The organism is Mycobacterium sp. NGS61 (assembly GCF_059812325.1).
Window position 1 is genome coordinate 730,560 of sequence record NZ_JCALCL010000001.1, and the last position, 21,324, is coordinate 751,883.

At 70.5% G+C, this 21,324-nt stretch carries 13 protein-coding genes; 6 read left to right on the forward strand and 7 right to left on the reverse strand.

Going from position 1 to position 21,324, the window contains the following annotated elements; translation table 11 throughout:
• Positions 1 to 78: 78 nt before the first annotated feature.
• Complete coding sequence (locus AC5Y3Z_RS03555; RefSeq protein ID WP_473139711.1) at positions 79 to 4,041, forward strand: PE family protein; 3,963 nt, start codon at positions 79 to 81, stop codon at positions 4,039 to 4,041.
• Positions 4,042 to 4,151: 110 nt separating this feature from the next.
• On the opposite strand, the gene AC5Y3Z_RS03560 is transcribed toward AC5Y3Z_RS03555, so the two are convergent.
• Positions 4,152 to 5,471, reverse strand: a complete 1,320-nt coding sequence (locus tag AC5Y3Z_RS03560) for a PPE family protein (protein WP_473139712.1) — start codon at positions 5,469 to 5,471, stop codon at positions 4,152 to 4,154.
• 60 nt (positions 5,472 to 5,531) lie between these two features.
• Positions 5,532 to 6,926: a PPE family protein, SVP subgroup gene (locus AC5Y3Z_RS03565; protein ID WP_473139713.1), complete on the reverse strand. Its 1,395-nt coding sequence runs from the start codon at positions 6,924 to 6,926 to the stop codon at positions 5,532 to 5,534.
• A gap of 261 nt (positions 6,927 to 7,187) precedes the next feature.
• On the opposite strand from AC5Y3Z_RS03565, the gene AC5Y3Z_RS03570 reads away from it, so the two are divergent.
• From AC5Y3Z_RS03570 to AC5Y3Z_RS03580, 3 genes are all read left to right on the forward strand, one after another.
• Positions 7,188 to 7,469 carry a DUF1490 family protein gene (locus AC5Y3Z_RS03570; RefSeq protein WP_463828290.1) on the forward strand — a complete coding sequence of 94 codons (282 nt, stop codon included), beginning with the start codon at positions 7,188 to 7,190 and terminating at the stop codon, positions 7,467 to 7,469.
• A gap of 7 nt (positions 7,470 to 7,476) precedes the next feature.
• Positions 7,477 to 9,609 (forward strand): manganese-exporting P-type ATPase CtpC, encoded by a 2,133-nt coding sequence (gene ctpC, locus AC5Y3Z_RS03575; protein ID WP_473139714.1) that lies wholly within the window; start codon positions 7,477 to 7,479, stop codon positions 9,607 to 9,609.
• 170 nt (positions 9,610 to 9,779) lie between these two features.
• Complete coding sequence (locus tag AC5Y3Z_RS03580; RefSeq protein ID WP_473139715.1) at positions 9,780 to 12,137, forward strand: PE family protein; 2,358 nt, start codon at positions 9,780 to 9,782, stop codon at positions 12,135 to 12,137.
• A gap of 19 nt (positions 12,138 to 12,156) precedes the next feature.
• On the opposite strand, the gene AC5Y3Z_RS03585 is transcribed toward AC5Y3Z_RS03580, so the two are convergent.
• Complete coding sequence (locus AC5Y3Z_RS03585) at positions 12,157 to 12,807, reverse strand: cation efflux transmembrane domain-containing protein (protein WP_463828293.1); 651 nt, start codon at positions 12,805 to 12,807, stop codon at positions 12,157 to 12,159.
• A 79-nt stretch (positions 12,808 to 12,886) separates the two neighbouring features.
• Here AC5Y3Z_RS03585 and AC5Y3Z_RS03590 point away from each other — a divergent pair, with 79 nt between their 5' ends.
• Both AC5Y3Z_RS03590 and AC5Y3Z_RS03595 read left to right on the forward strand, forming a co-directional pair.
• Positions 12,887 to 14,074 (forward strand): CoA transferase, encoded by a 1,188-nt coding sequence (locus AC5Y3Z_RS03590; protein WP_473139716.1) that lies wholly within the window; start codon positions 12,887 to 12,889, stop codon positions 14,072 to 14,074.
• Between the two features lie 282 nt (positions 14,075 to 14,356).
• A complete protein-coding gene (locus AC5Y3Z_RS03595; protein WP_473139717.1) occupies positions 14,357 to 16,630 on the forward strand; it encodes a SulP family inorganic anion transporter in 2,274 nt (757 codons plus the stop codon).
• Here AC5Y3Z_RS03595 and AC5Y3Z_RS03600 read toward each other — a convergent pair.
• The 4 genes from AC5Y3Z_RS03600 to AC5Y3Z_RS03615 form a co-directional block, all read right to left on the reverse strand.
• Positions 16,603 to 17,043, reverse strand: coding sequence for a response regulator (locus AC5Y3Z_RS03600; protein ID WP_463828359.1), 441 nt, complete (start codon positions 17,041 to 17,043; stop codon positions 16,603 to 16,605). The genes AC5Y3Z_RS03595 and AC5Y3Z_RS03600 overlap by 28 nt on opposite strands.
• A gap of 2 nt (positions 17,044 to 17,045) precedes the next feature.
• Positions 17,046 to 18,593, reverse strand: a complete 1,548-nt coding sequence (locus tag AC5Y3Z_RS03605) for a sensor histidine kinase (protein WP_463828360.1) — start codon at positions 18,591 to 18,593, stop codon at positions 17,046 to 17,048.
• Between the two features lie 85 nt (positions 18,594 to 18,678).
• Positions 18,679 to 19,851 carry a PP2C family protein-serine/threonine phosphatase gene (locus AC5Y3Z_RS03610; protein WP_473139718.1) on the reverse strand — a complete coding sequence of 391 codons (1,173 nt, stop codon included), beginning with the start codon at positions 19,849 to 19,851 and terminating at the stop codon, positions 18,679 to 18,681.
• Positions 19,852 to 20,136: 285 nt separating this feature from the next.
• Positions 20,137 to 21,306: an acyl-CoA dehydrogenase gene (locus AC5Y3Z_RS03615; RefSeq protein ID WP_473139719.1), complete on the reverse strand. Its 1,170-nt coding sequence runs from the start codon at positions 21,304 to 21,306 to the stop codon at positions 20,137 to 20,139.
• Between the last annotated feature and the right edge of the window lie 18 nt (positions 21,307 to 21,324).

Here is a 21,324-nt window from a genome sequence, read left to right on the forward strand (position 1 = left end):
CTGGATCGATGGCGACTGACCGGTCGGGAGTCGACGTGCCAGCCGTCTCCCGTTGCCGCGCGTCGAAGGAGTCCACGAATGTCGTATGTGTTCGCCGTGCCCGAGATCATGGCCGTCGCCGCCCGCGAGGTGTCCGGGGTGGGATCGGCGGTGCAGACTGCCAGCCACGCGGCGGCAGGCGCCACGACCGCGGTGGCAGTCGCCGCCGGGGACGAGGTCTCGGCGGCGATCGCCGCCCTGTTTTCCACCCACGGCCAGCAGTACCAGGCGCTGCACACTCAGGCGGCCGCATCGCACGCGCAGTTCGTCAAGACGTTGCTCGGGGCGGGTTCGGCCTATGCCCTGGCCGAGGCGGCCAGCGCAGCACCGTTGCAGAGTCTCGAAGAAGCCGTGCTGGGTGTCATCAACGCGCCTACCAATGCGTTGCTGGGCCGCCCGCTGATCGGCAACGGTGCCGACGGCGCTGCCGGGACCGGTGCCAACGGCGGGGCCGGCGGGCTGTTATGGGGTAACGGCGGTAACGGCGGTTCGGGGGCGGCCGGGATGGCCGGTGGGCGCGGCGGCGACGCCGGGTTGTTCGGTCACGGCGGTGCCGGCGGGGCCGGCGGCATCGGGGCCAACGGCGCGACCGGGCCGAGCGGGGTGATCGGCGGCACCGGTGGCGCCGGCGCGGCCGGCGGGGCCGGCGGCAATGGCGGCATCCTGTGGGGCAACGGTGGGGCGGGCGGGGCTGGTGGCGTTGGCGGGACCGGTGGTGCCGGCGGCGCGGGCCTGGCCGGTGCGACCGGCACCGCCGCCAGCGGCGGTGTCGGCGAAACCGGTAGCGACGGTGGACAGGGCGGCTTCGGCGGCACCGGCGGCGCAGGTGGGGCCGGCGGACAGTCCAGGGCGCTGTTCGGCGGGACGGCAGGCGCGCACGGCGTCGGCGGCGCGGGCGGGACCGGCGGCACCGGCGGCGCCGGCGGGACCGGCGGCACCGGGGCGGTCGACACCGGCTCGGGCGCGGGCACCGGCGGCAACGGAGGCACCGGCGGGGCGGCCGGCATCGGTGGGGCGGGCTACGCCGGCGCCGCGTCCGGTGCGGCGGGCACGGGCGGCGAAGGCGGTGCGGGCGGTGAGGGCGGCGCAGGCATGCAGGGCGATTCGGCCATGTCCCCCGGCCTGGTCGGCACCGACGGCGGAAAGGGTGGCCAGGGCGGCACCGGCGGCGCCGGCAACGGCGGCACCAACGGCGACGGCGGCCGGGGCGGTACCGGCGGTAAAGGCGGCCAGGGCGGAACCAACCTCATCGAAAAAGGTGGCATGGGCGGGACCGGCGGCATCGCGGGCCAGGGGGGTGCCGCCGGGAGCGGCGGCACCGGCGGCACGGCAGGCAGCTCCGGTGTCGGCGGGCAGGGTGGCACCGGCGGCACCGGCGTTTTCGGCGGCACCGGTGGCACCGGTGGTGAGTCGACCACGCACACCGGCCACGCCGTCGGCGGTGCCGGCGGTGCAGGCGGCGAAGGCACCGAGGTGGGCGGCGACGGCGGCTTCGGAGGGACCGCCACCGGCTACGGCACTGCCGACGCGACCGGAGGAATCAGTGGAACCAGCGGAATGGGTCCCGCAGGGATCGGCGCGGCCGGAATCGGTGGCAAGGCCTACGTCTACGGCGCCGGGACGGCCACCGGCGGCCAGGGCGTGGCGGGGGCTACCGGGATCGGCGGCTATGGCGGCTACGGCGGGGACGCGTACAGCTATGGCACCGGCAATGCCGTCGGCGGCGCCGGCGGCGCCGGCGGTAGCAGCGACACCGCGACCGGCGGCGGCGGCGGGGCCGGCGGCATCGCGTACAACCACGGCACCGGATCGGCCACCGGCGGCGCAGCGGGAGCCGGCGGCGACGGCGCCACCACCGGCGGCCGAGGCGGCGATGGTGGCCACGCGGTGATCTTCCTGGAGGGGTCGATGGCAACCGCCACCGGTGTCACCGGCGGTGTGGGCGGCAATGGTGTTACCGGTGGCGACGGCGGGCACGGCGGTTCGGCCTACACCGCGGGCATCGGGCAGGTCTCGGCAGGCACCGGCGGTGCCGGGGGTGACGGCACCACCGGTGACGGCGGCACCGGTGGAACCGGGGGCATGGCGATTATCGAAAACAGTGGATCCACCCACAACACCGTTGGCGGAATGGGCGGCCTCGGCGGCGACAGCATCACCGGTCGCGGCGGGACCGGCGGGGACGGCGGTCAGGCGGCGACATCTGCGCCGGGCAGCGCCACCGGAGGCGCGGGCGCCACCGGAGGCAGCGGTGCGGCCGGCGGCGGCCACGGCGGGGCCGGGGGCAACGCGAGCAGTGAAGGCGCCGGCTCGGCGTTCGGTGGTGCCGGCGGAGCGGGCGCAGACGGCGGTAGCACCGGGCCCGGCGGCAACGGCGGCCTCGGCGGCGACGCCTCCAGCTTCTCCTCCGTTGCCGGCCCCCACACCGGTGGTCAGGGCGGCGCCGGCGGTGCGGGCACCACCGGCGGCACCGGCGGCCGTGGCGGCGATGCCTACAGCGAAGGCATCGGATTCACCGCAGGCGGCGACGGTGGCGCCGGGGGCGCCGGCTCCAGCGGCAACGGTGGCGACGGCGGTGACGGCGGCGGGGCCCAAAGCTACAACCCCACCGGCACCGCCAACGCCAGCAGCGGCAACGGCGGCGCGGGTGGCAGCAGCGAGGCAGCCGCCGGCGGCAAGGGCGGCTCGGTCAACGTCGTATTCCAGTACGGAGCCGGCGACGGTATCGGCGGAACCGGCGGGGACGGCGGCAGCGGCGCCGTCGCCGGCGGGGAAGGCGGCAGGGGTGGCGGTGTGGTCGGCCAAGGGACGGGCGACGCGCTCGCCGGCCGCGGCGGCGCCGGCGGTAATGCCTCCGGCGGCACCGGTGGCAAGGGCGGCATCGGTGGTGACGTGTACTACGCCAAGGTCGATTCAGCAGGGGCTGCCGTCGGTGGCGACGGCGGCACGGGCGGTGCCGGTGTCTCAGGTGGTGCCGGCGGAGCCGGCGGGGTGGCCACCCATGAAGGAAAGGGCAGCGTCTGGGCCGGCAGTGGCGGTGCGGGCGGCACCGCCACCTCCGGGACCGGTGGCGCCGGCGGGGACGGTGCCACTGCTAGCAGCGACAGCGCGACAGCCGACGCCGAGGCGTTCGGCGGCAGCGGCGGGGACGGCGGCACCAGCGAAACGGGCACCGGCGGCAGCGGTGGGGAAGGCGCGTACGGCGCAACCCGCGGGACCGGCAACGCCTACGGCGGGGACGGCGGCGCCGGCGGCTCCGGTGGCGCCGACGGTGGCGCCGGCGGCAACGCGGGCGTGGCCATCACCAACGGCACCGCGAACGCGATCGGCGGCACCGGCGGGCAGGGTGGCGACGCCGGTACGGGAACCGGCGGCACCGGCGGTAATGGTGGCAGCGGCGCAGTGCAGTTGGTCGGCGGAACGGCGACGGCAGTCGGCGGGGACGGCGGCGCGGGCGGCGCAGGAACCACCGGCGGCGCGGGCGGCGAGGGCGGTTGGACGCACTCGTTCGGCACCGGCAGTGTCGACCCAGGCACTGGCGGGGCGGGCGGCAACGCCACCACCGGCAACGGCGGAAAGGGAGGCACCGGCGGCCAGGTGATGATCTACGACCCCACTTCGTCGGTAGACGCGGTCGGCGGCACCGGCGGAGTGGGTGGCTCCAGCCTCAGCGGCACCGGTGGTATCGGCGGCACGGGCGGGATCGCCTACAGCGAAGGCTCGAACCACCTCACCGGTGGCGTCGGCGGCACGGGCGGCAATGGTGGTGCCGGCGGTGGGACCGGTGGCGTCGGCGGTGAGGCGATCAGCAAGGCTGCCGGGATCGCTGACGGCGGTACCGGGGGCACCGGCGGTGCTGCGACGCAGCCGGGCAGCCCGGGCGGCAACGGCGGCAAGGGCGGCAACGCCAGCTCGATCTTCGGAGTGGCCCACGGTGGGCCCGGGGGTGGCGGCGGCGCCGGCACGCCGCCGGGTTCCCCGGGTGCGCCGGGGACGCCGTAGGCGCCGTCCTGGTCGTACTGGGTACCGGCGTCGCCTGGAGCTGGCCTGGGAACCCGCGTCCTCCAGATCTGGACCGGCGTGATCAGTCGGGCCGGCATCCGCCAGCTGAGCTACTGGCCGAACGAGATCTCCAGCAGGCTCTTCTTCTGCTCGGTGTATTCCTGTTCGCTCAGCAGTCCGGCGGCGCGCAGTACGGCGATCTCGCGGATCGCGGCAGCCACGCCGGTCATCACGGTCCGCGGAGCGGGCACTACCTCGACATCCTCGGTGGGTGCTTGCTCGGGGGGGCCGGCGGGCCGCGCCGGCGTGCCATTCTTCGGGCCGTCCGCGCCGGCCGGCGGGCCGGCCATCGCCTGCGCGGCCATGACGCCAGCTCCCATCTGATTGACCGAGTTCGCTGCGCCGAGTTCTGCCGCCGCTGCCGTGTTCGCACCAGCCAACGGAGTGGTCAGTGCGGTCGGGCGTATTTCGGCTGCGACGGTCCGGGTCCAACTCGGCGGCACCGTCAAGCCCCCGATCACGTTCGCGCGGGCCACCGCCGCAGACATCGTCGGCACTGGCAGCCCGCCCGCGGGCGGCTTCGCCAGCGGCGCCACAAACGGCTCCACGGGTGCCGGTCCGGTACCGGGCCACGGCTCCACCCCGTCCCAGGCGCTGAATGTCTCGTCGTCATCGACTCCCGAGGCAGCGGTGAACCCGGCCAGCGGAAAATCCCCGAAGTTGCCGATCACGTCTGCCGGTAAGACCCCGAAAAGGGCCACTATTTCGGTTGGCGCAACGAGAAAGAGTCCGACCAGGCCGACCAGGAGTTCGAACTGTTCGAACTGGGCCGGGACCGCCATTGCGGACAACGCTTGCGGCACAACCGAACGGATCGCGGCGGCTTGGCCGGCCGTCCCGCCCGGATCGGTGTTCTGGTGCGGTGGGGTGAACGGTGTCAGCACCGTTGCGGCTGCCGACGAAGCTGCATAGTTGTACATTGCCAGGCTGTCCTGCGCCCACATCTCGGCGTACAGCGCCTCGGTTGCCGCGATCGCCGGAGTGTTCTGTCCCAGGAAATTCGTCGCCACCAGCGCTGCCAGCAGGCTGCGGTTGGCGGCGACCTCCGCAGGCGGCACCGTCGACGCGAACGCGGCCTCGTAAGCGGCGGCCGCCACCCGGGCCTGGGCGGCGGTTTGCTCGGCTTGGGCGGCGGTAGCGCGGAGCCATTCCACATATGACGCGGCCGCTGCGCTCATCGCCGCGGACGACGGACCCGTCCAAGTCCCTGCGGTGAGCTCCGACACCTCCGACTGATATCCGTTGACCGCCCTGTGCAGCTCGTCCGCCAGGCTGGCCCAAGCCTGCACAGCGGCCAGCATCGGCCCCGGTCCTGGACCGGTATACATCCGACCGGAGTTGATCTCCGGCGGATAGATGCCGAAATCCACTGCAGCGCATACCTCGTCTCGTTCGTTCTCGATGACTGATGCAGTCGCCCTACCGGGGCCTCAGCGACCCAGCAAGCGGTTCTTCTGCTCGGTGTATTCCTCGTCGGTCAAAATCCCCTCGTCGCGCAGCTTGGTGAATTCACGTAGCTCGGCCGCGACTCCGGTGACCACAGCCCGGGGCTTGTCGTTGGTCGGCTCACCGGTTTCGCCGGGTGCCGCGTTGTCGCCGGGGGTCCCAGCAGTTCTGGCGCGAGCGGCCCCCACCGCCTTCCCGGCATCCTTGCCGACGCGCCGTCCGGCGCCCACGGTTCCGGCCATGGCTCGTCCGGCCATGCCCGCCAGTGCCAGCTGACCGAGCGTGCCGGCCGAGCCGGCTCCCGCCACCGGTACGGCGGCGACTTCCGCTGCGGATCCAGCCAGCGCCGGCAGCGTGTACGCGACCGGGCGCACCGAAGGGGTGGCGACGGTCCACGTCGGCGGCACGGACAACGCCCCGACCGTGTTGGCCTCACCCAGACCGGCCGACAACTTCGGCGGCGGTACCGTGCCCGCCGGCAAGTTGAGCAGCGGCGCCGGAAACGGCTCCACCGGCGCCGGCTCCGTGCTCGGAAAGGGCATAACGCCATCCCAGCCGCTGAGGATCTCGTCGCTGTGCAGACCCACCATGGTGCTGTAGATGGCGACCGGAAGGTTGACCACCCCGAGCACACTGGCAGGCACGCCGAGCCCAAGGGTGGCGATGGCCGCTGACAGGCCGAAGGTGATGGTGGACAGATCGCCCAGCACGGCGAGCAGGAGCAATGGGTCCTCCGCGGCCGCCGCCGGGGTCGCCGCGCTCTGCAGCGCGCTAGGCACCGCGGCAAAGGCTCGCTGGACGGCGCTCTCCGTCGCGGCCCGTCCGGCTGCAGCCTGGTTGGCCACGCCGTCCGGGTCAGTGATCTGCGGGGGTGGTTCGAACGGCGTCAGCTCGGTCGCTGCGGCCGAGGAGGCTGCGTAGCTGTACATCGCCGCCGCGTCCTGGGCCCACATCTCCCCGTACTCGGCTTCGGTGGCCGCAATCGCCTGGGTGTTCATGCCGAACACATTGGTCGCGACCAGGGTCGACAACTGACTGCGGTTGGCCGCCACGATCGGCGGCGGAACCGTCGCCGAGAACGCGGTTTGGTAGGCAGCGACGGCGACCTTGGCCCGGGCGGAGGTTTCTTCGGCCTGTGCAGCGGTGGCTCGCAACCACGCCGCATATGACGCCGCCGCTGCGCTCATCGACGCCGACGACGGCCCCAACCAGGGACCAGCGGTCAACGCCGACACCACGGCCTGGAGCGAACTCGCCGCCGAATTCAGTCCCGTGCCGAGCGCACCCCACGCCTCGGCCGCGGCCAGGAACGGTCCCGACCCAGCACCGGCAAACATGAGGGCCGAGTTGACCTCTGGCGGGTAGCTCCCGAAATTCATGACTCGTTGCTCCTCGAAGCACCGTGTCCGGGTTGAACTCATCGCACCGCTCGTGGCGCAGGGACCCGAGGACGGAATCAGTGGACAAGCCAGGGTACTTCGGCCGCCGCACATCGCGCCCCGCGATGCGGCATATACATAGGCCGCGCATATTTTGCCGCAGCCTGAACCGAATTAGACGAGCGCCGGCACGACGATTCATGTTGATATCGCAATATTTGGATGTTAGCGTCGGGAAAACCCTGTAGAAAGGTGCGGATGATGGCGGTGCAGGTGCTTTTGGCCAAGGCGGCTTCGACGGTGATCACCGGGCTTGCCGGGGTGACCGCCTACGAAGTGCTCAAGAAAGCCGCCAGGAAAGCACCCCTGCACGAGACCGCGGTGAAGAGCGCCGAACTGGGTCTGCGCGGCACCCGCAAGGCAGAAGTAGCCGCCGAATCGGCCCGCCTCAAGATCGCCGATGTGATGGCCGAAGCGCGCGAACGCATCGGCGAAGAGGCACCCACCCCGGCCGTCGGCGAAGTCCACGACCACGATCACTGACCAGCACATGACGCCGGAAGTCGTTTCCGACGCCGCCGGTCGGATGCGAATCAAGGTCGACTGGGTTCGCTCCGATGCCCGGCGCGCCGTCGCCGTGGAGGACGCCGTCGCCGGGTGCGACGGCGTGCGGGTGGTGCACGCCTACCCACGGACCGGGTCGGTCGTCGTCTGGTACTCCCCCAGCCGCTGTGACCGCGCCGCGGTGCTCGACGCCGTAGCGGGCGCCAAAAGCACTGCGGCGGAACTGATTGCGGCTCGGGCCCCGCACTCGTCGGAGATCCGCAACACCGACGTGCTGCGCATGGTCATCGGCGGCGCCGCGCTGGCACTGCTCGGGATACGCCGCTATGTGTTCACCCGCCCCCCATTGCTCAGCCCGAGCGGGCGAGTGGTCGCCACCGGCGTCACCATCTTCACCGGTTACCCGTTCCTGCGCGGCGCGCTGCGCTCGGTGGGCTCGGGCCGGCTCGGCACCGATGCGCTGGTCAGTGCGGCCACCGTGGCCAGCTTGGTGCTGCGCGAGAATGTGGTGGCGCTGACGGTGTTGTGGCTACTCAACATCGGCGAATATCTGCAGGACCTGACGTTGCGCCGAACCCGGCGCGCCATCTCGGAGTTGTTGCGCGGCAACCAGGACACCGCCTGGTTGCGGCTGCCCGACGGCACCGAGGTGCAGGTCGCCATCGACACCGTCCAGATCGGCGACGAGGTAGTGGTCCACGACCACGTCGCGATCCCGGTCGACGGCGAGGTGGTGGCCGGCGAGGCCGTGGTCAACCAGTCCGCGATCACCGGGGAGAACCTGCCGGTCTCGATCACAGCCGGAGCACATGTGCACGCCGGGTCGGTGGTGGTGCGCGGCCGGCTGGTGGTGCGCGCGCAGGCCGTCGGCAACCAGACCACCATCGGCCGCATCATCACCCGGGTCGAAGAGGCGCAGCACGACCGCGCCCCGATCCAAACGGTCGGGGAGAATTTCTCCCGCCGTTTCGTGCCCACGTCGTTCGTCGTCTCCGCCTTGACCCTGCTGGTCACCGGCGACGTGCGGCGCGCCATGACGATGCTGCTGATCGCCTGCCCGTGCGCGGTGGGGCTGTCCACCCCGACATCCATCAGCGCGGCCATCGGCAACGGCGCGCGGCGCGGCATCCTGATCAAGGGCGGTTCGCATCTCGAGCAGGCCGGCCGGGTCGACGCGATCGTCTTCGACAAGACCGGCACGCTGACCGTCGGACGTCCGGTGGTGACCAATATCGTTTCGCTGCACAAGGATTGGGAACCCGAGCAGGTGCTGGCCTACGCCGCCAGCTCGGAGATCCACTCACGGCACCCGCTGGCCGAGGCGGTGATCCGCTCCACCGAGGAACGCCACATCAGCATTCCGCCGCACGAGGAGTGCGAGGTGCTGGTGGGGCTGGGCATGCGGACCTGGGCCGACGGGCGCACCCTGTTGCTCGGCAGTCCGGGACTGCTGCGCGCCGAGCACGTCCGGGTGTCCAAGAAGGCACAGGAGTGGGTCGACAAGCTGCGCGCCGAGGCGGAGACCCCGCTGCTGCTCGCGGTGGACGGCAAACTGGTGGGCCTGATCAGCCTGCGCGACGAAGTGCGACCCGAGGCCGCCGACGTGCTGAAGCTCTTGCGAGCCAACGGCATTCGCCGGATCGTGATGCTGACCGGAGACCACCCGGACATCGCCGCGGTGGTGGCCGCCGAATTGAATATCGACGAGTGGCGCGCCGAGGTGATGCCTGAGGACAAGCTCGAGACCGTGCGGCAACTACAGGGCGAAGGATACGTGGTCGGCATGGTCGGCGACGGCATCAACGACGCCCCCGCCCTGGCTGCCGCCGACATCGGCATCGCGATGGGACTGGCCGGCACCGACGTCGCGGTGGAGACCGCTGATGTGGCGCTGGCCAACGACAACCTGCACCGACTGCTGGACGTGCGGGACCTGGGCGCCCGTGCGGTGGACGTCATCCAACAGAACTACGGCATGTCGATCGCCGTCAATGCCGCCGGGCTGCTGATCGGGGCGGGCGGCGCGCTGTCACCGGTGCTGGCCGCGATCCTGCACAACGCGTCGTCGGTCGCGGTGGTGGCCAACAGCTCGCGACTGATCCGCTACCGACTGGACTGAGCCGCACATAGATCGCCAATATTGGTGTGCGGCAATATCTTTCATCGGACAACGAAATTTGGTCCACCCAATTGGCCAAAATCGGCCAACGTGCGGTGGGTGACCGATACGATGCGCTCACCGGTGGCAGCCCAACTGGCCGTAAGCCATCTGGCGGCGAGGAGAAGACCATGTCCTATGTGTCCGTAGTGCCCGATGCAATTGCCGCTGCGGCCGCGCAGGCGTCGGGAGTGGGCTCGGCGGTGAGCGGCGCCAGCCAGGCTGCCGCGGGCGCCACGACGGCGATGACGGCCGCTGCCGCGGATGAGATCTCCGCGACCATCGCCGCGTTGTTTTCCGCCCACGGCCGCCAATACCAGGCGATGCAAGCGGAGGCGGCGGCGTTGCACGAACAGTTCGTACGCGCCCTGTCCGGGGCCGGGGGCGCCTACGGCTGGGCCGAGGCGGCCAATGTCGCGTCGGTGCAGAGCTTTGAAGAGGCAGTGCTGGCGGCGATCAACGCCCCGACCAACCTGCTCCTGGGCCGCCCGCTCATCGGCGACGGCACCAACGGTGCGGCCGGCACCGGCGCCAACGGCGGCGCCGGCGGCCTGTTGTGGGGCAACGGCGGCAACGGCGGGTCCGGCGGAGTGGGGCAGGCCGGCGGCCGTGGTGGCGATGCCGGATTGTTCGGCCGCGGCGGTGCCGGCGGCGCCGGCGGCCAAGGTGTGCCGGGGGCCAGTGGCACCACCAAGTTCGGCGGGCCCGGCGGGATCGGCGGCGTCGGCGGGGCAGGCGGGAACGGCGGCCTGTTGTGGGGCGACGGCGGAGCCGGCGGGATCGGTGGAACCGGCGGCACCGGCGGGGCCGGGACGGACGGCGGCCTGGGCGGACGCGGCGGCACCGGGGCGTCCGGTGGAGCCGGAGGCAATGCGCCAGGATTGTTCGGCGGCACCAACGGCGACGGCGGCCGCGGCGGCGACGGCGGGTTGGGTGGCCGGGGCGGTCACCTGGCGGCCGGTACCGGTGGCAACGGCGGCAACGGCGGCACCGCTGGTCAGGGCGGCAGCGCCGGGAGCGGTGGGACAGGCGGGAGCGCGGGTGACGCCGGCATCGGCGGGACGGGTGGCAACGGCGGCGACGGCGTCCACGGCGGCGACGGCGGCAAGGGTGGCGACGCAGTCGGTGCCGGCACCGCGAATGCCACCGCCGGTCGCGGCGGCGACGGCGGCGCCGGCACCGTCCGTGGCGGCAGCGGCGGCGACGGCGGATTGGCCACGGCCCACGGCACCGGCAACGCGACCGGCGGCAACGGGGGCCGCGGTGGCGACGGCGGAGGCGATGGTGGTGACGGCGGCACCGGACTGATCGCCAACGCGAACTCGACGGCGACCGCCACCGGCGGCACGGGTGGCGACGGCACCAACGGCGCCTCCGGCGGCAACGGCGGCCGGGGCGGCAACGCTGAAAACGAAGGTCTCGGCGCCAACTTCGCCGGTGGCGGTGGCAGCGGCGGTCAGGGCGCCACCGGCGACGGCGGTGACGGTGGCACCGCCGGCAGCTCACTGGTCAACAACCCCAACTCGACGGCCGATCTCGTCGGTGGCGTAGCCGGCGCGGGCGGCAACGGTGGCGGCACCGGTGATGGCGGCCGTGGCGGCGACGGCGGCCTGGCTTACACCTCCGGCCTGGGCACCGTCACCGGCTCCGACGGCGCAGCCGGTGGGACCAGCTTTGCCGGACAAGGTGGCGACGGCGGCGACGGCGGCGGCGGCATGATCGACTCCACGACCTCCACCGCGACCGCAACCAGCGGTTCCGGCGGCAACGGCGGCTCAGGATTCGCCGGCGGCAACGGCGGTAACGCCGGCGAGGCGGAGAACGGCGGACTGGGCAACAACGTCGCCGGGGCGGGCGGTGCCGGTGGCAAAGGCAGCATCGGAAATGGCGGCACCGGGGGCGCCGGCGGCCATTCGCAGATCGACAACCCCAACTCGACGGCAAATGCCGTCGGCGGTAAAGCCGGCGCGGCCGGCAACAGTTCCGGCGGCACCGGAGGTGTCGGCGGCGAAGGCGGATCGGCTGAGAACAACGGCTTGGGTGCGGCGACAGGCACTGCCGGCGCACCCGGCGGGACCAGCACGTTTAGCAAGGGCGGCGACGGGGGTGTCGGTGGTTTCGCGTCGATCGGCTCCACCACCTCGACTGCTTCCGCCACCGCCGGGAACGGCGGTCAGGGTGGCGCCGGCAGTGCCGCCGGTGGCAACGGAGGCGCCGGCGGCAGCGCGCAGAACGCGGGTCTGGGCAGCGGCTTCGGCGGGGCGGGCGGTCAGGGCGGCGCCGGCACCGATGTCGGCAGTACCGGCGGCGCCGGCGGCACCGGCGGCGATTCGACGATTTCTGCCACCCTCCCGTCGACCAGCAAGTCCGTCGGCGGCAACGGAGGCAACGGCGGCGACGGCCTCGCCACGGGCGGCGCCGGCGGCAAGGGCGGCAAAGCCTTCGGAATCAACCCCCAGCAGGGAACGGACGGCTCCCCCGGCCAATAGCCGACGGCTGCCGGAGGGATCAGCAGCAGTCCTCGCCGCGCCAAGCGCGGACTCCCTGCCACACCGCGATCCCAGCGACGGCCAGTCCGATCACCGGGTCGATCCACCATCCGGCGGGCCAGGCCGCGGTGACGGCCAGCCCGACCAGCACCCCGGCGGCCTGCACCGCGCACAGATAGTTCTGCGTGCCCTCTCCCGCGGTGGCCCCGGACCGCAGACGCGTGCCCAGCCGGCGATTCGCCCAGCCGAGCACCGGCATCAGGATCAGGGCCAGTGCGGTCAAGCCGATCCCGATCACCGACGTCTCCGCGTGCTCGCCGACGAACAGGTGACGGATGGATTCGGCGGCGACATACGGAGCCACCAGCCAGAAAGACACCGCGACACCGCGTTGGGCACGTCGTTCGGCGGTGTCCGACAGCACCCGGTCACCGCTGAACCGCCACACCACCATGGCGCTGGCCAGGCCCTCGGATGCCCCGCCCAGGGCCCAGCCGGTCAATGCGACCGACCCGACCGCCAAGCCCTGCCACACACCGATGCCACCCTCGATCAGCAACACCGCGAGGCTGACCCAGGCCAGCCGGTGTGCCCACCGCGCGTTGCGCTGCCATTCGGAGTCGTGCAGCGCAGGCGCCGCGTGCACGTGGGAGGTGGCCGCAGTCTCCATCCCGTCGATGCTAGCGGTGCGCCGGCTGCGACCGTGCCATGCGCGCCCGCTTGTCGGCGCCTCGTTAATCTGTCTAACCATGCCGAACAACGCCGCCGCCAAACCTCTGGACGGCTTCCGGGTACTGGACTTCACCCAGAACGTGGCCGGACCGCTGGCCGGACAGGTGCTGGCCGACCTGGGCGCCGAAGTCATCAAGATCGAGGCGCCTGGCGGCGAACAGTCCCGGCGCCTCACCTCGGTGTTGCCCGGCCGGCCCCCACTGGCGACCTACTTCCTGCCCAACAACCGCGGCAAGAAGTCGGTGGCCGTCGACCTCACCGACGACCGGGCCAAGCAGCAGATCCTGCAGCTGGCCGACACCGCCGACGTGGTGCTGGAAGGGTTCCGGCCCGGCGTCATGGAACGGCTCGGCCTCGGTCCGGACGAACTGCGGTCCCGCAACCCGACATTGATCTATGCCCGGCTGAGCGCTTACGGCGGCAACGGACCCCACGGCTCACGCCCCGGCGTCGATCTGATGGTCGCCGCCGAAGCGGGCATGAGCACCGGCATGCCGACACCCAGCGGCAAGCCGCAGATCATCCCGTTCCAGCTGGTCGACAATGCCAGTGGTCACGTGCTGGCCCAGGCGGTGCTGGCCGCCCTGCTCAATCGGGAACGGCACGGCGTCGGCGACCTCGTCGAGGTCGCGATGTACGACGTCGCGGTCGGCCTGCAGGCCAATCAGCTGACCATTCACCTGAACAAGACCGGCGCGCCGGCGCCGGCCCCGAAATCCGACGCGCCGGTCAAGAAACGTAAGGGCGTCGGCTTTGCCACCCAGCCGTCGGACGCCTTCCGCGCCTCCGACGGCTACCTGGTGATCAGCGCCTACGTGCCCAAGCACTGGACCAAACTGTGCGAGATCATCGGCAGACCCGACCTGATCGACGACGAGCGGTTCGCCGACCAGCGGTCCCGGGCGATCAACTATCCGGAACTGACCGACGAACTCGAGCAGGCGCTGGCCACCAAGACTGCGGCCGAATGGGTCGAGCTGCTGCAGCAGGGCGGCCTGATGGCCTGCCTGGCTTACAGCTGGAAACAGGTGGTGGACACCCCGCTGTTCGCGGAGAACGACCTCGCCCTGGTCGTCGGCGACGGCGAGGCCGCGGTCACCGTGATCCGCACCCCGGCGCGCTTCGCCAGCTTCGACGCCACGGTCACCGACCCGCCGCCGGCGGTCGGTCAACACAACGAGCTGTACCTCACCGGCGGTTCTTAAGCGCGGTTCGCCAATCGGTGTCTTTCTTTGAATACGCCATGAATCGGTGCTCGGCCGACCGATTCCGCGTGCCGCGAGGGACGATTTGGGCGTCCGCCTCCGGCGGAAATCATAGCGGGATTCACATGTTTGCTGCCGGCAGATATGACGTTTCCCGCCGGTCCGCCGCCCGGTGGACACGGTACGGACAGGCCGTGTTCACCCCGGTCGTGAAAGGTCGCCGGCGAGCGGCGGTCGCATCGGTCCGCTGACTGTCCAGACGGCCGGGTTCCGAGGAGTCCTATGAGCAGCACCACCACCGGTTCCGCTGCAGCGCCGGAGTCCGGCGGCCTCCTGACTAATTTGCGCCATGACCTCCCGGCATCCATGGTCGTGTTCCTGGTCGCGCTGCCGCTGTCGCTGGGAATCGCGATCGCCTCCGGCGCCCCGCTCGCCGCGGGGCTGATCGCCGCGGTGGTCGGCGGTATCGTCGCCGGCGCGCTGGGTGGTTCTTCGGTTCAGGTCAGCGGCCCGGCTGCGGGCCTGACCGTGGTGGTCGCCGAGCTGATCGAACATCTCGGGTTCGAGATGTTGTGCATGATGACCCTGGCGGCCGGTGTGCTGCAGATCCTGTTCGGCGTGAGCCGGATGGCGCGCGCCGCGCTGGCGATCGCTCCCGTCGTCGTGCACGCCATGCTCGCGGGTATCGGCATCACCATCGTGCTGCAGCAGTTCCATGTGCTGATCGGCGGCAAATCGTTCAGCTCGGCGTGGCAGAACCTGATCGCGATCCCCAACGGGATCCTGCACCACGAACTGCACGAGGTGATCGTCGGCGGCACGGTCATCGTCATCCTGTTGGCGTGGGGCAAGCTGCCGCCGAAAGTGCGGATGGTTCCCGGCGCCCTGGTGGCCATCGTGGCTGCGACGATCCTGGCCAGGGTGGTCGGCCTCGATGTGGAGCGCATCAATCTGCAGGGCAGCTTCTTCGACGCCATCGGCCTGCCCCAGCTTCCGGAACCGGGCAGGCCGACCTGGACCACCGAGATCAGCACCATCGTCTTCGGCGTCCTGACCATTGCGCTGATCGCCAGCGTGGAGTCGCTGCTCTGCGCGGTCGGGGTCGACAAGCTGCACAGCGGTCCGCGCACCAACTTCAACCGGGAGATGATCGGGCAGGGCAGCGCAAACATGCTGTCCGGTCTGCTCGGCGGATTGCCCATCACCGGCGTCATCGTGCGCAGTTCGGCCAACGTGGCCGCCGGTGCCCGGACCCGGATGTCGGCGATCCTGCACGGCGTGTGGGTGTTGCTGTTCGCCTCGCTGTTCACCGACCTGGTCAAGCTGATCCCCACCGCTGCCCTGGCCGGCCTGCTCATCGTGATCGGTTTGCAGCTGGTCAAACTGGCCCACGTCCAGTTGGCCTGGCGCACCGGGAACGCCGTCATCTACAGCATCACCATCGTGTGCGTGGTGTTCCTCAACCTGCTCGAGGGTGTGGCGATCGGCTTGGCCGTGGCGATCGGCTTCCTGCTGGTGCGCGTGGTACGGGCCCCCATCGAAGCCCGCCCGGTGGGCGACGAGACCAAAGAGTGGCGCGTCGACATCGACGGCACGCTCAGCTTCCTGCTGATGCCGCGCCTGACGGGCGTGCTGTCCACGTTGCCGAAGGGTTCTGACGTCACGCTGAACCTCAACGCCGACTACATCGACCATTCCATCTCGGAGGCCATCTCAGACTGGAAGACCAGCCACGAAGCCACCGGCGGGCGGGTCCGAATCAATGAGATCTCACCGGCGAACCTGTCCACCGCGCACACCAGGCCACCGAAACGCCACTTCAAGTCGGGCTCGTTGCGGGAAGTCCCGTGGACGTCACGCCGGGACCGCAACGGAGATCGGTCCGACGTGTCGATCCTCGACGGCGTCGAGGAATATCACCGCAGCGGCGTGCCGCACCTGCACCACCACGTCTCGGAGTTGACCGATTCGACCAACCCGGACACCCTGTTCCTGACCTGCGCGGATTCCCGGATTCTGCCGGACACCATCACCGCCAGCCGGCCCGGGGACCTTTACATCGTCCGCAATGTCGGCAACCTGGTGCCCGACGATCCCGCCGATCGCTCGGTGGACGCCGCGCTGGACTTCGCGGTCAACCGGCTGGGCGTGACATCGGTGGTGGTCTGCGGTCATTCGTCGTGCCGCGCGATGCAGGTGCTGCTGGACGGCACGTCTGTCGACCCCGGCACTGCGATCGGCCGCTGGCTGGAGTACGCCCAGGAGAGTCTGGACGCCTACCGCAACCATCACACGGCCCGGGTGAGCAGCACGTCCAACGGCTTCCGGTTCAGCGACGTCGACCAGCTGGCGATCGTGAACATCGCAATGCAGGTGGACCGGCTGAGCCGGAACCCGATCCTGGTGCCCGCGCTGGAGTCGGGCGCGATACAAGTGGTCGGCATCTTCTTCGACTTCGCCACGGTGCACGTGCACGTGATCGACCGGGACGGCATCGTGCACGCCGCCGAGTCCGCCGACGCGATGGCTCAGCCGTTGGGCAGCCGCACGACCTGAAGGAAGAACTCGTCGATCTGCCGGACCGCGTTCATGAACTGGTCGAGGTCCACCGGCTTGGTGACGTAGGCGTTGGCGTGCAGCTTGTAGCTGCGCAGGATGTCTTCCTCCGCCGAAGACGTGGTCAGCACCACGACCGGAATCCGGCACAGCTCGGGATCGGACTTGATCTTCTGCAGCAGTTGCCGGCCGTCGTATTTCGGCAGGTTCAGGTCGAGCAGGATGAGGTCGGGCCGCGGCGCGTGCTCGTAGGCGCCGCGCTTGTAGAGGTAGTTCAGCCCTTCCTCACCATCGCGCGCCACATGCAACCGGTTGTTGAGCTTGTTGTGCTCGAAGGCTTCTCGGGTGATGAGTTCGTCTCCCGGGTCGTCCTCGACCAGCAGGATGTCGATCGCCCGACCGGGTGCCATCATCATCATTCGCGTGCTCCTTCTGCAGTGACCAAGCTCTGTTGGACCGCCGCGCCGGCCCCCCCGTTGGACTCGACGATCGGCAGGGTGAACTCGAACCGTGTCCCTTCGGTATACGAGGTGTCGATCCACACGGTGCCGCCGTGATGTTCGACGATCTTCTTGCATAACGCGAGCCCGAGTCCCGTTCCACCATAGGCGTCGCGACCGTGCAGGCGCTGGAAGATGATGAAGACCTTGTCGACGAACTCCGGCGGAATACCGATGCCGTTGTCGGCGACGCTGAGCAGCCAGAAACCCTGCCGGTTGCCGGTGCCGCGTTGGCAGTCGATGACGATCCGGGGCGCGAGGTCTTCCCGGCGGAACTTCACCGCATTGCCGATCAGGTTCTGCCACAGCATGGTCAGCAGCGTCGGGTCGCCGTACACCTGGGGCAGACGCGGGTTCAGCCGGACGATCTCGGCCTGCGATTCCTCGATCGCGACCGCGAGGTTGGCCACCGCCGAATCAAGTGCGGTGTCGAGCTCGACGGCGGTGTACTTGGTGTTGAGCCGGCCCACCCGGGAGAAGCTGAGCAGGTCGTTGATCAGCACCTGCATGCGCTTGGCGCCGTCCACAGCGAAGTTGATGTATTCCACACCGCGGGCGTCGAGCTTGTCCGCATACCGCCGCTCGAGCAACTGACAGAACGAGGCGACCTTTCGCAGCGGTTCCTGCAGATCGTGGGACGCGACATAGGCGAACTGCTCCAGTTCGGCGTTCGACCGGCGCAGATCGCTGGCCTGCTCGTCCAGCTGGGCCTGGGCGATCTGGGAATCTTCCAACGCGAGCACGATTCCCTGCCGCATGTTCTCCACATCGACGGCCATGCCGCGGATGTCGGCGGGCCGACGCGGCGGCTCGATGGTCTCGGTGAAATGGCCGTCGGTGATAGACCGGCACGAGGCGGCCAGCGCGGCCAGCGGACGGGTGACCGCACGCTGCACCAGCAGGCCCAACAACGCGGCGGTGGCGATGAACACCAGCACCATCCCGCCCAGCACCCGGTCCCGCCAGTCGTTCATGCGCTCGAGTCGGGCGGCGCCGCCGTCGCGGGCCGCGGTCAGATGGGCATTCTGCGCATCGAAGAGAGCGCGCAGGTGGTCGAAGTCGGACTTGCCCAGGGCCGCCGTGGCATTGGGCACCACCGCCGCCACGTGCGGAGTGACCCGGGAAATCAGTGGCTCCGCGTAGTCGTGACGCCACCTGGCCGCGGTCGTCTCGACGGCTTCCAGGTCGGCGATCAGATCGGGCCGTCGCACCAGGCGCTGCCGAATGTCCTGCGAGGCCGCCTGTTCGGCGCGTATCCCGTCGTAGTACGGGGTGAGGAACTGCGGATCGGCGGAGATCAGATAGCCCCGCAGGCCCGTCTCCTGATCGCGCAACGCCGACTGCAACTGGGCGGCCGCCACCCGCGACGGCTGGATGTCGTCGCGCAGCGAACGCGACACCTCGTCGGTGCGGTCCAGCAGCAAGCTGCCGATCACGGCACCCACCAGCACCAGCACGCCCATCGTGGCCAGCACGTACACCAGCCAGCCCCGGACGGTGAGCTGCGCCTTGGGCAGCGTGCCCCGCGCGTCGTTCCTCACGAGGCCGTCACCGGGTCGTCCGTTCGACGCGCACCACCGCGATGTCGTCGCTCAAGCCGCCCATGCTGCGGGCGAGTTCTTCCGCACCGTCGATGAGGGCGTCGACGAACTCCGGGCCCGACAGTCCCGCATGTCCTCGCGCCAGCGTCAGCAGGCCGTCCTCGCCGAGTCGCCGCCCGCCCGGCCCCGCATAGCCCTCGAAGAGGCCGTCGGTCAGCAGCAGCAGGCCGTGCCCGGCGGGCAGGGTCAATTCGTGCAAGGGCCAGTCGGTGCTGTGCAGTCCCAGCGCGGGACCGTAGGGCGGCTCGATCCACTCCACCGATCCCGGGCCGTGCAGCAGCATCCCCGGATGGCCGGCCCGGACCGCGGTGATCGGTGCAGGCTCGGGCGGTATCGCCAGGCTCAGCACCGTGGCGAAGACACCGTTCTCGGCGCGCTCGGCGTGCAGCACCCGCTCCAGCTGGCGCATCTGGTCCACACCGTGAATGCCGGTGAAAGTCAATGTGCGCCAAGCGATCCGCAGCGCCGCACCCAGAGCCGCCTCATCCGGGCCATGCCCGGCGACGTCGCCGATCAGCACGTGGGTGACGCCGTCGGGCGTCTGGACCACGTCGTAGAAGTCGCCGCAGAGCAACGCGTTCTCCCGGCTGGGCCGGTACCGGGTCACGATTTCCACGCAGGGCCGCTCCAGCAGCAGCGGGGACGGCAGCAAGCCGCGTTCGAGCAGCGCGTTCTCCCGCGCCCGTAGTTCGCTGGCGTGCAGGTCCGCGGCGATCAGCTCGGCGCGTTTGCGCTCGATCGCATAGAGCAGCGCGCGTCGCAGCATCTCCGGCTCAACGCGCCCCTTGACCAGGTAGTCCTGGGCGCCGGCGGCGACCGCGGAGGCGCCGAAGTACTCGTCGTTCAGTCCGGTGAGCACCACGATCGGGACGGTGGCATCACTGCGCAGGATGCGGTCCAGCGCGTCGATCCCGTTGGCGTCGGGCAGGTTCAGATCCAGCAGCACGCAGTCGGGCCGGGCGGCGGCCAACTCGCGTTCGGCGTGCGCCATCGACTGGGCCCACACCACTTCGATGTCGGCGACCGCATCGGTGATCAGCTCTTCGACCAGTACCGCGTCGGCCCGGTCGTCTTCGACCAGCAGCAGGGACAGGGCCTGCCAGCTGTCCGCCGGCACCATAGAGCCCGGCAGGGAACCCGGCACCGTCAAGTCCCCGCCCCCGGCGGGCGCGGACCTACGTTTCTCACCAAATTCGGCTCCCCAGGGCAACAGTGGCACCACGTCATGTGGTCGTCGTACGACGCATCGGCACCCGGCCGGCGCGCCGACACAGGCCTACACGTTGGCGCGTCCACCACGACTGGCTTCTCAATCGCGTGGACTCGATCGTCAGTGGATCCTATGCAATGGCGACGGGCTTTCTGCCCAGTTCGGACAAACTATATGCGCACCGGTGGATAACGCTCAGCGCAGCAACGCCCGGGACATCACAACCCGCTGAATCTGGTTGGTGCCCTCATAGATCTGGGTGATTTTGGCGTCGCGCATCATCCGTTCCACCGGGAAGTCGACGGTGTACCCGGCGCCGCCGAAAAGCTGTACGGCGTCGGTGGTCACCTCCATCGCCACGTCGGATGCCAGGCACTTCGACGCCGCGGAGATGAAACCCAGATTTCCCTCGCCGCGCTCGGCGCGGGCGGCGGCGCTGTACACCATCAGCCGCGCGGACTCCACCTTCATCGCCATGTCGGCGATCATGAACTGCACGGCCTGGAAGCTGCTGATCGACTGACCGAACTGCTTGCGGTCCTTGGTGTAGGCGATGGCCGCGTCCAGCGCGCCCTGCGCGATGCCCACGGCCTGGGCGCCGATGGTCGGACGGGTGTGGTCCAAGGTGGCCAGCGCGGTCTTGAATCCCGTACCCGGGTCGCCGATCATCCGGTCGCCGGGGACGCGGCAGTTCTCGAAGTACAACTCGGTGGTCGGCGAGCCCTTGATGCCCAGCTTGCGTTCCTTGGGGCCGACGACGAAGCCCTCGTCGTCGATGTGCACCATGAACGCCGAGATGCCGTTGGCCCCCTTGTCCGGGTCGGTCACGGCCATCACGGTGTACCAGGATGACTTGCCGCCGTTGGTGATCCACGCTTTGGCGCCGTTGAGGATCCAGTCGTCGCCGTCGGCCTTGGCCCGGGTCCGCATCGAGGCGGCATCCGAGCCGGCCTCGCGTTCGCTCAGCGCGTAGGACGCCATGGCCTCCCCGGCGGCGATGGACGGCAGGACCTGCTTCTTCAGCTCGTCCGATCCACGCAGGATCAAGCCCATGGTGCCCAGCTTGTTGACCGCCGGGATCAGCGACGCCGACGCGTCGACGCGGGCGACTTCCTCGATGACGATGCAGGCCGCCACCGAGTCCGCGCCCTGACCGCCGTATTCCTCCGGGACGTGCACGGCGTTGAAGCCCGAGGCGTTCAGCGCGTCCAGCGCCTCCTGCGGGAACCGGGAGTTCTCGTCCACATCGGCGGCGTGCGGAGCGATTTCCTTCTCCGCAAGCGCGCGGATCGCGGCGCGCAGCTCCTGGTGCTCCTCGGGTAGTTGGAACAGATCGAACGACGGATTTCCGGCCCATCCAGCCATCGCCAGCCTCCTAAGACC

Excerpts from the sequence above, each read along its gene's own strand:
- AC5Y3Z_RS03555 (WP_473139711.1), top strand. The coding sequence starts at position 79 with ATGTCGTATGTGTTCGCCGTGCCCGAGATCATGGCCGTCGCCGCCCGC.
- AC5Y3Z_RS03565 (WP_473139713.1), bottom strand. The coding sequence starts at position 6,926 with ATGAATTTCGGGAGCTACCCGCCAGAGGTCAACTCGGCCCTCATGTTT.
- AC5Y3Z_RS03570 (WP_463828290.1), top strand. The coding sequence starts at position 7,188 with ATGGCGGTGCAGGTGCTTTTGGCCAAGGCGGCTTCGACGGTGATCACC.
- ctpC (WP_473139714.1), top strand. The coding sequence starts at position 7,477 with ATGACGCCGGAAGTCGTTTCCGACGCCGCCGGTCGGATGCGAATCAAG.
- AC5Y3Z_RS03580 (WP_473139715.1), top strand. The coding sequence starts at position 9,780 with ATGTCCTATGTGTCCGTAGTGCCCGATGCAATTGCCGCTGCGGCCGCG.
- AC5Y3Z_RS03585 (WP_463828293.1), bottom strand. The coding sequence starts at position 12,807 with ATGGAGACTGCGGCCACCTCCCACGTGCACGCGGCGCCTGCGCTGCAC.
- AC5Y3Z_RS03590 (WP_473139716.1), top strand. The coding sequence starts at position 12,887 with ATGCCGAACAACGCCGCCGCCAAACCTCTGGACGGCTTCCGGGTACTG.
- AC5Y3Z_RS03595 (WP_473139717.1), top strand. The coding sequence starts at position 14,357 with ATGAGCAGCACCACCACCGGTTCCGCTGCAGCGCCGGAGTCCGGCGGC.
- AC5Y3Z_RS03600 (WP_463828359.1), bottom strand. The coding sequence starts at position 17,043 with ATGATGGCACCCGGTCGGGCGATCGACATCCTGCTGGTCGAGGACGAC.
- AC5Y3Z_RS03605 (WP_463828360.1), bottom strand. The coding sequence starts at position 18,593 with ATGGGCGTGCTGGTGCTGGTGGGTGCCGTGATCGGCAGCTTGCTGCTG.
- AC5Y3Z_RS03610 (WP_473139718.1), bottom strand. The coding sequence starts at position 19,851 with ATGGTGCCGGCGGACAGCTGGCAGGCCCTGTCCCTGCTGCTGGTCGAA.
- AC5Y3Z_RS03615 (WP_473139719.1), bottom strand. The coding sequence starts at position 21,306 with ATGGCTGGATGGGCCGGAAATCCGTCGTTCGATCTGTTCCAACTACCC.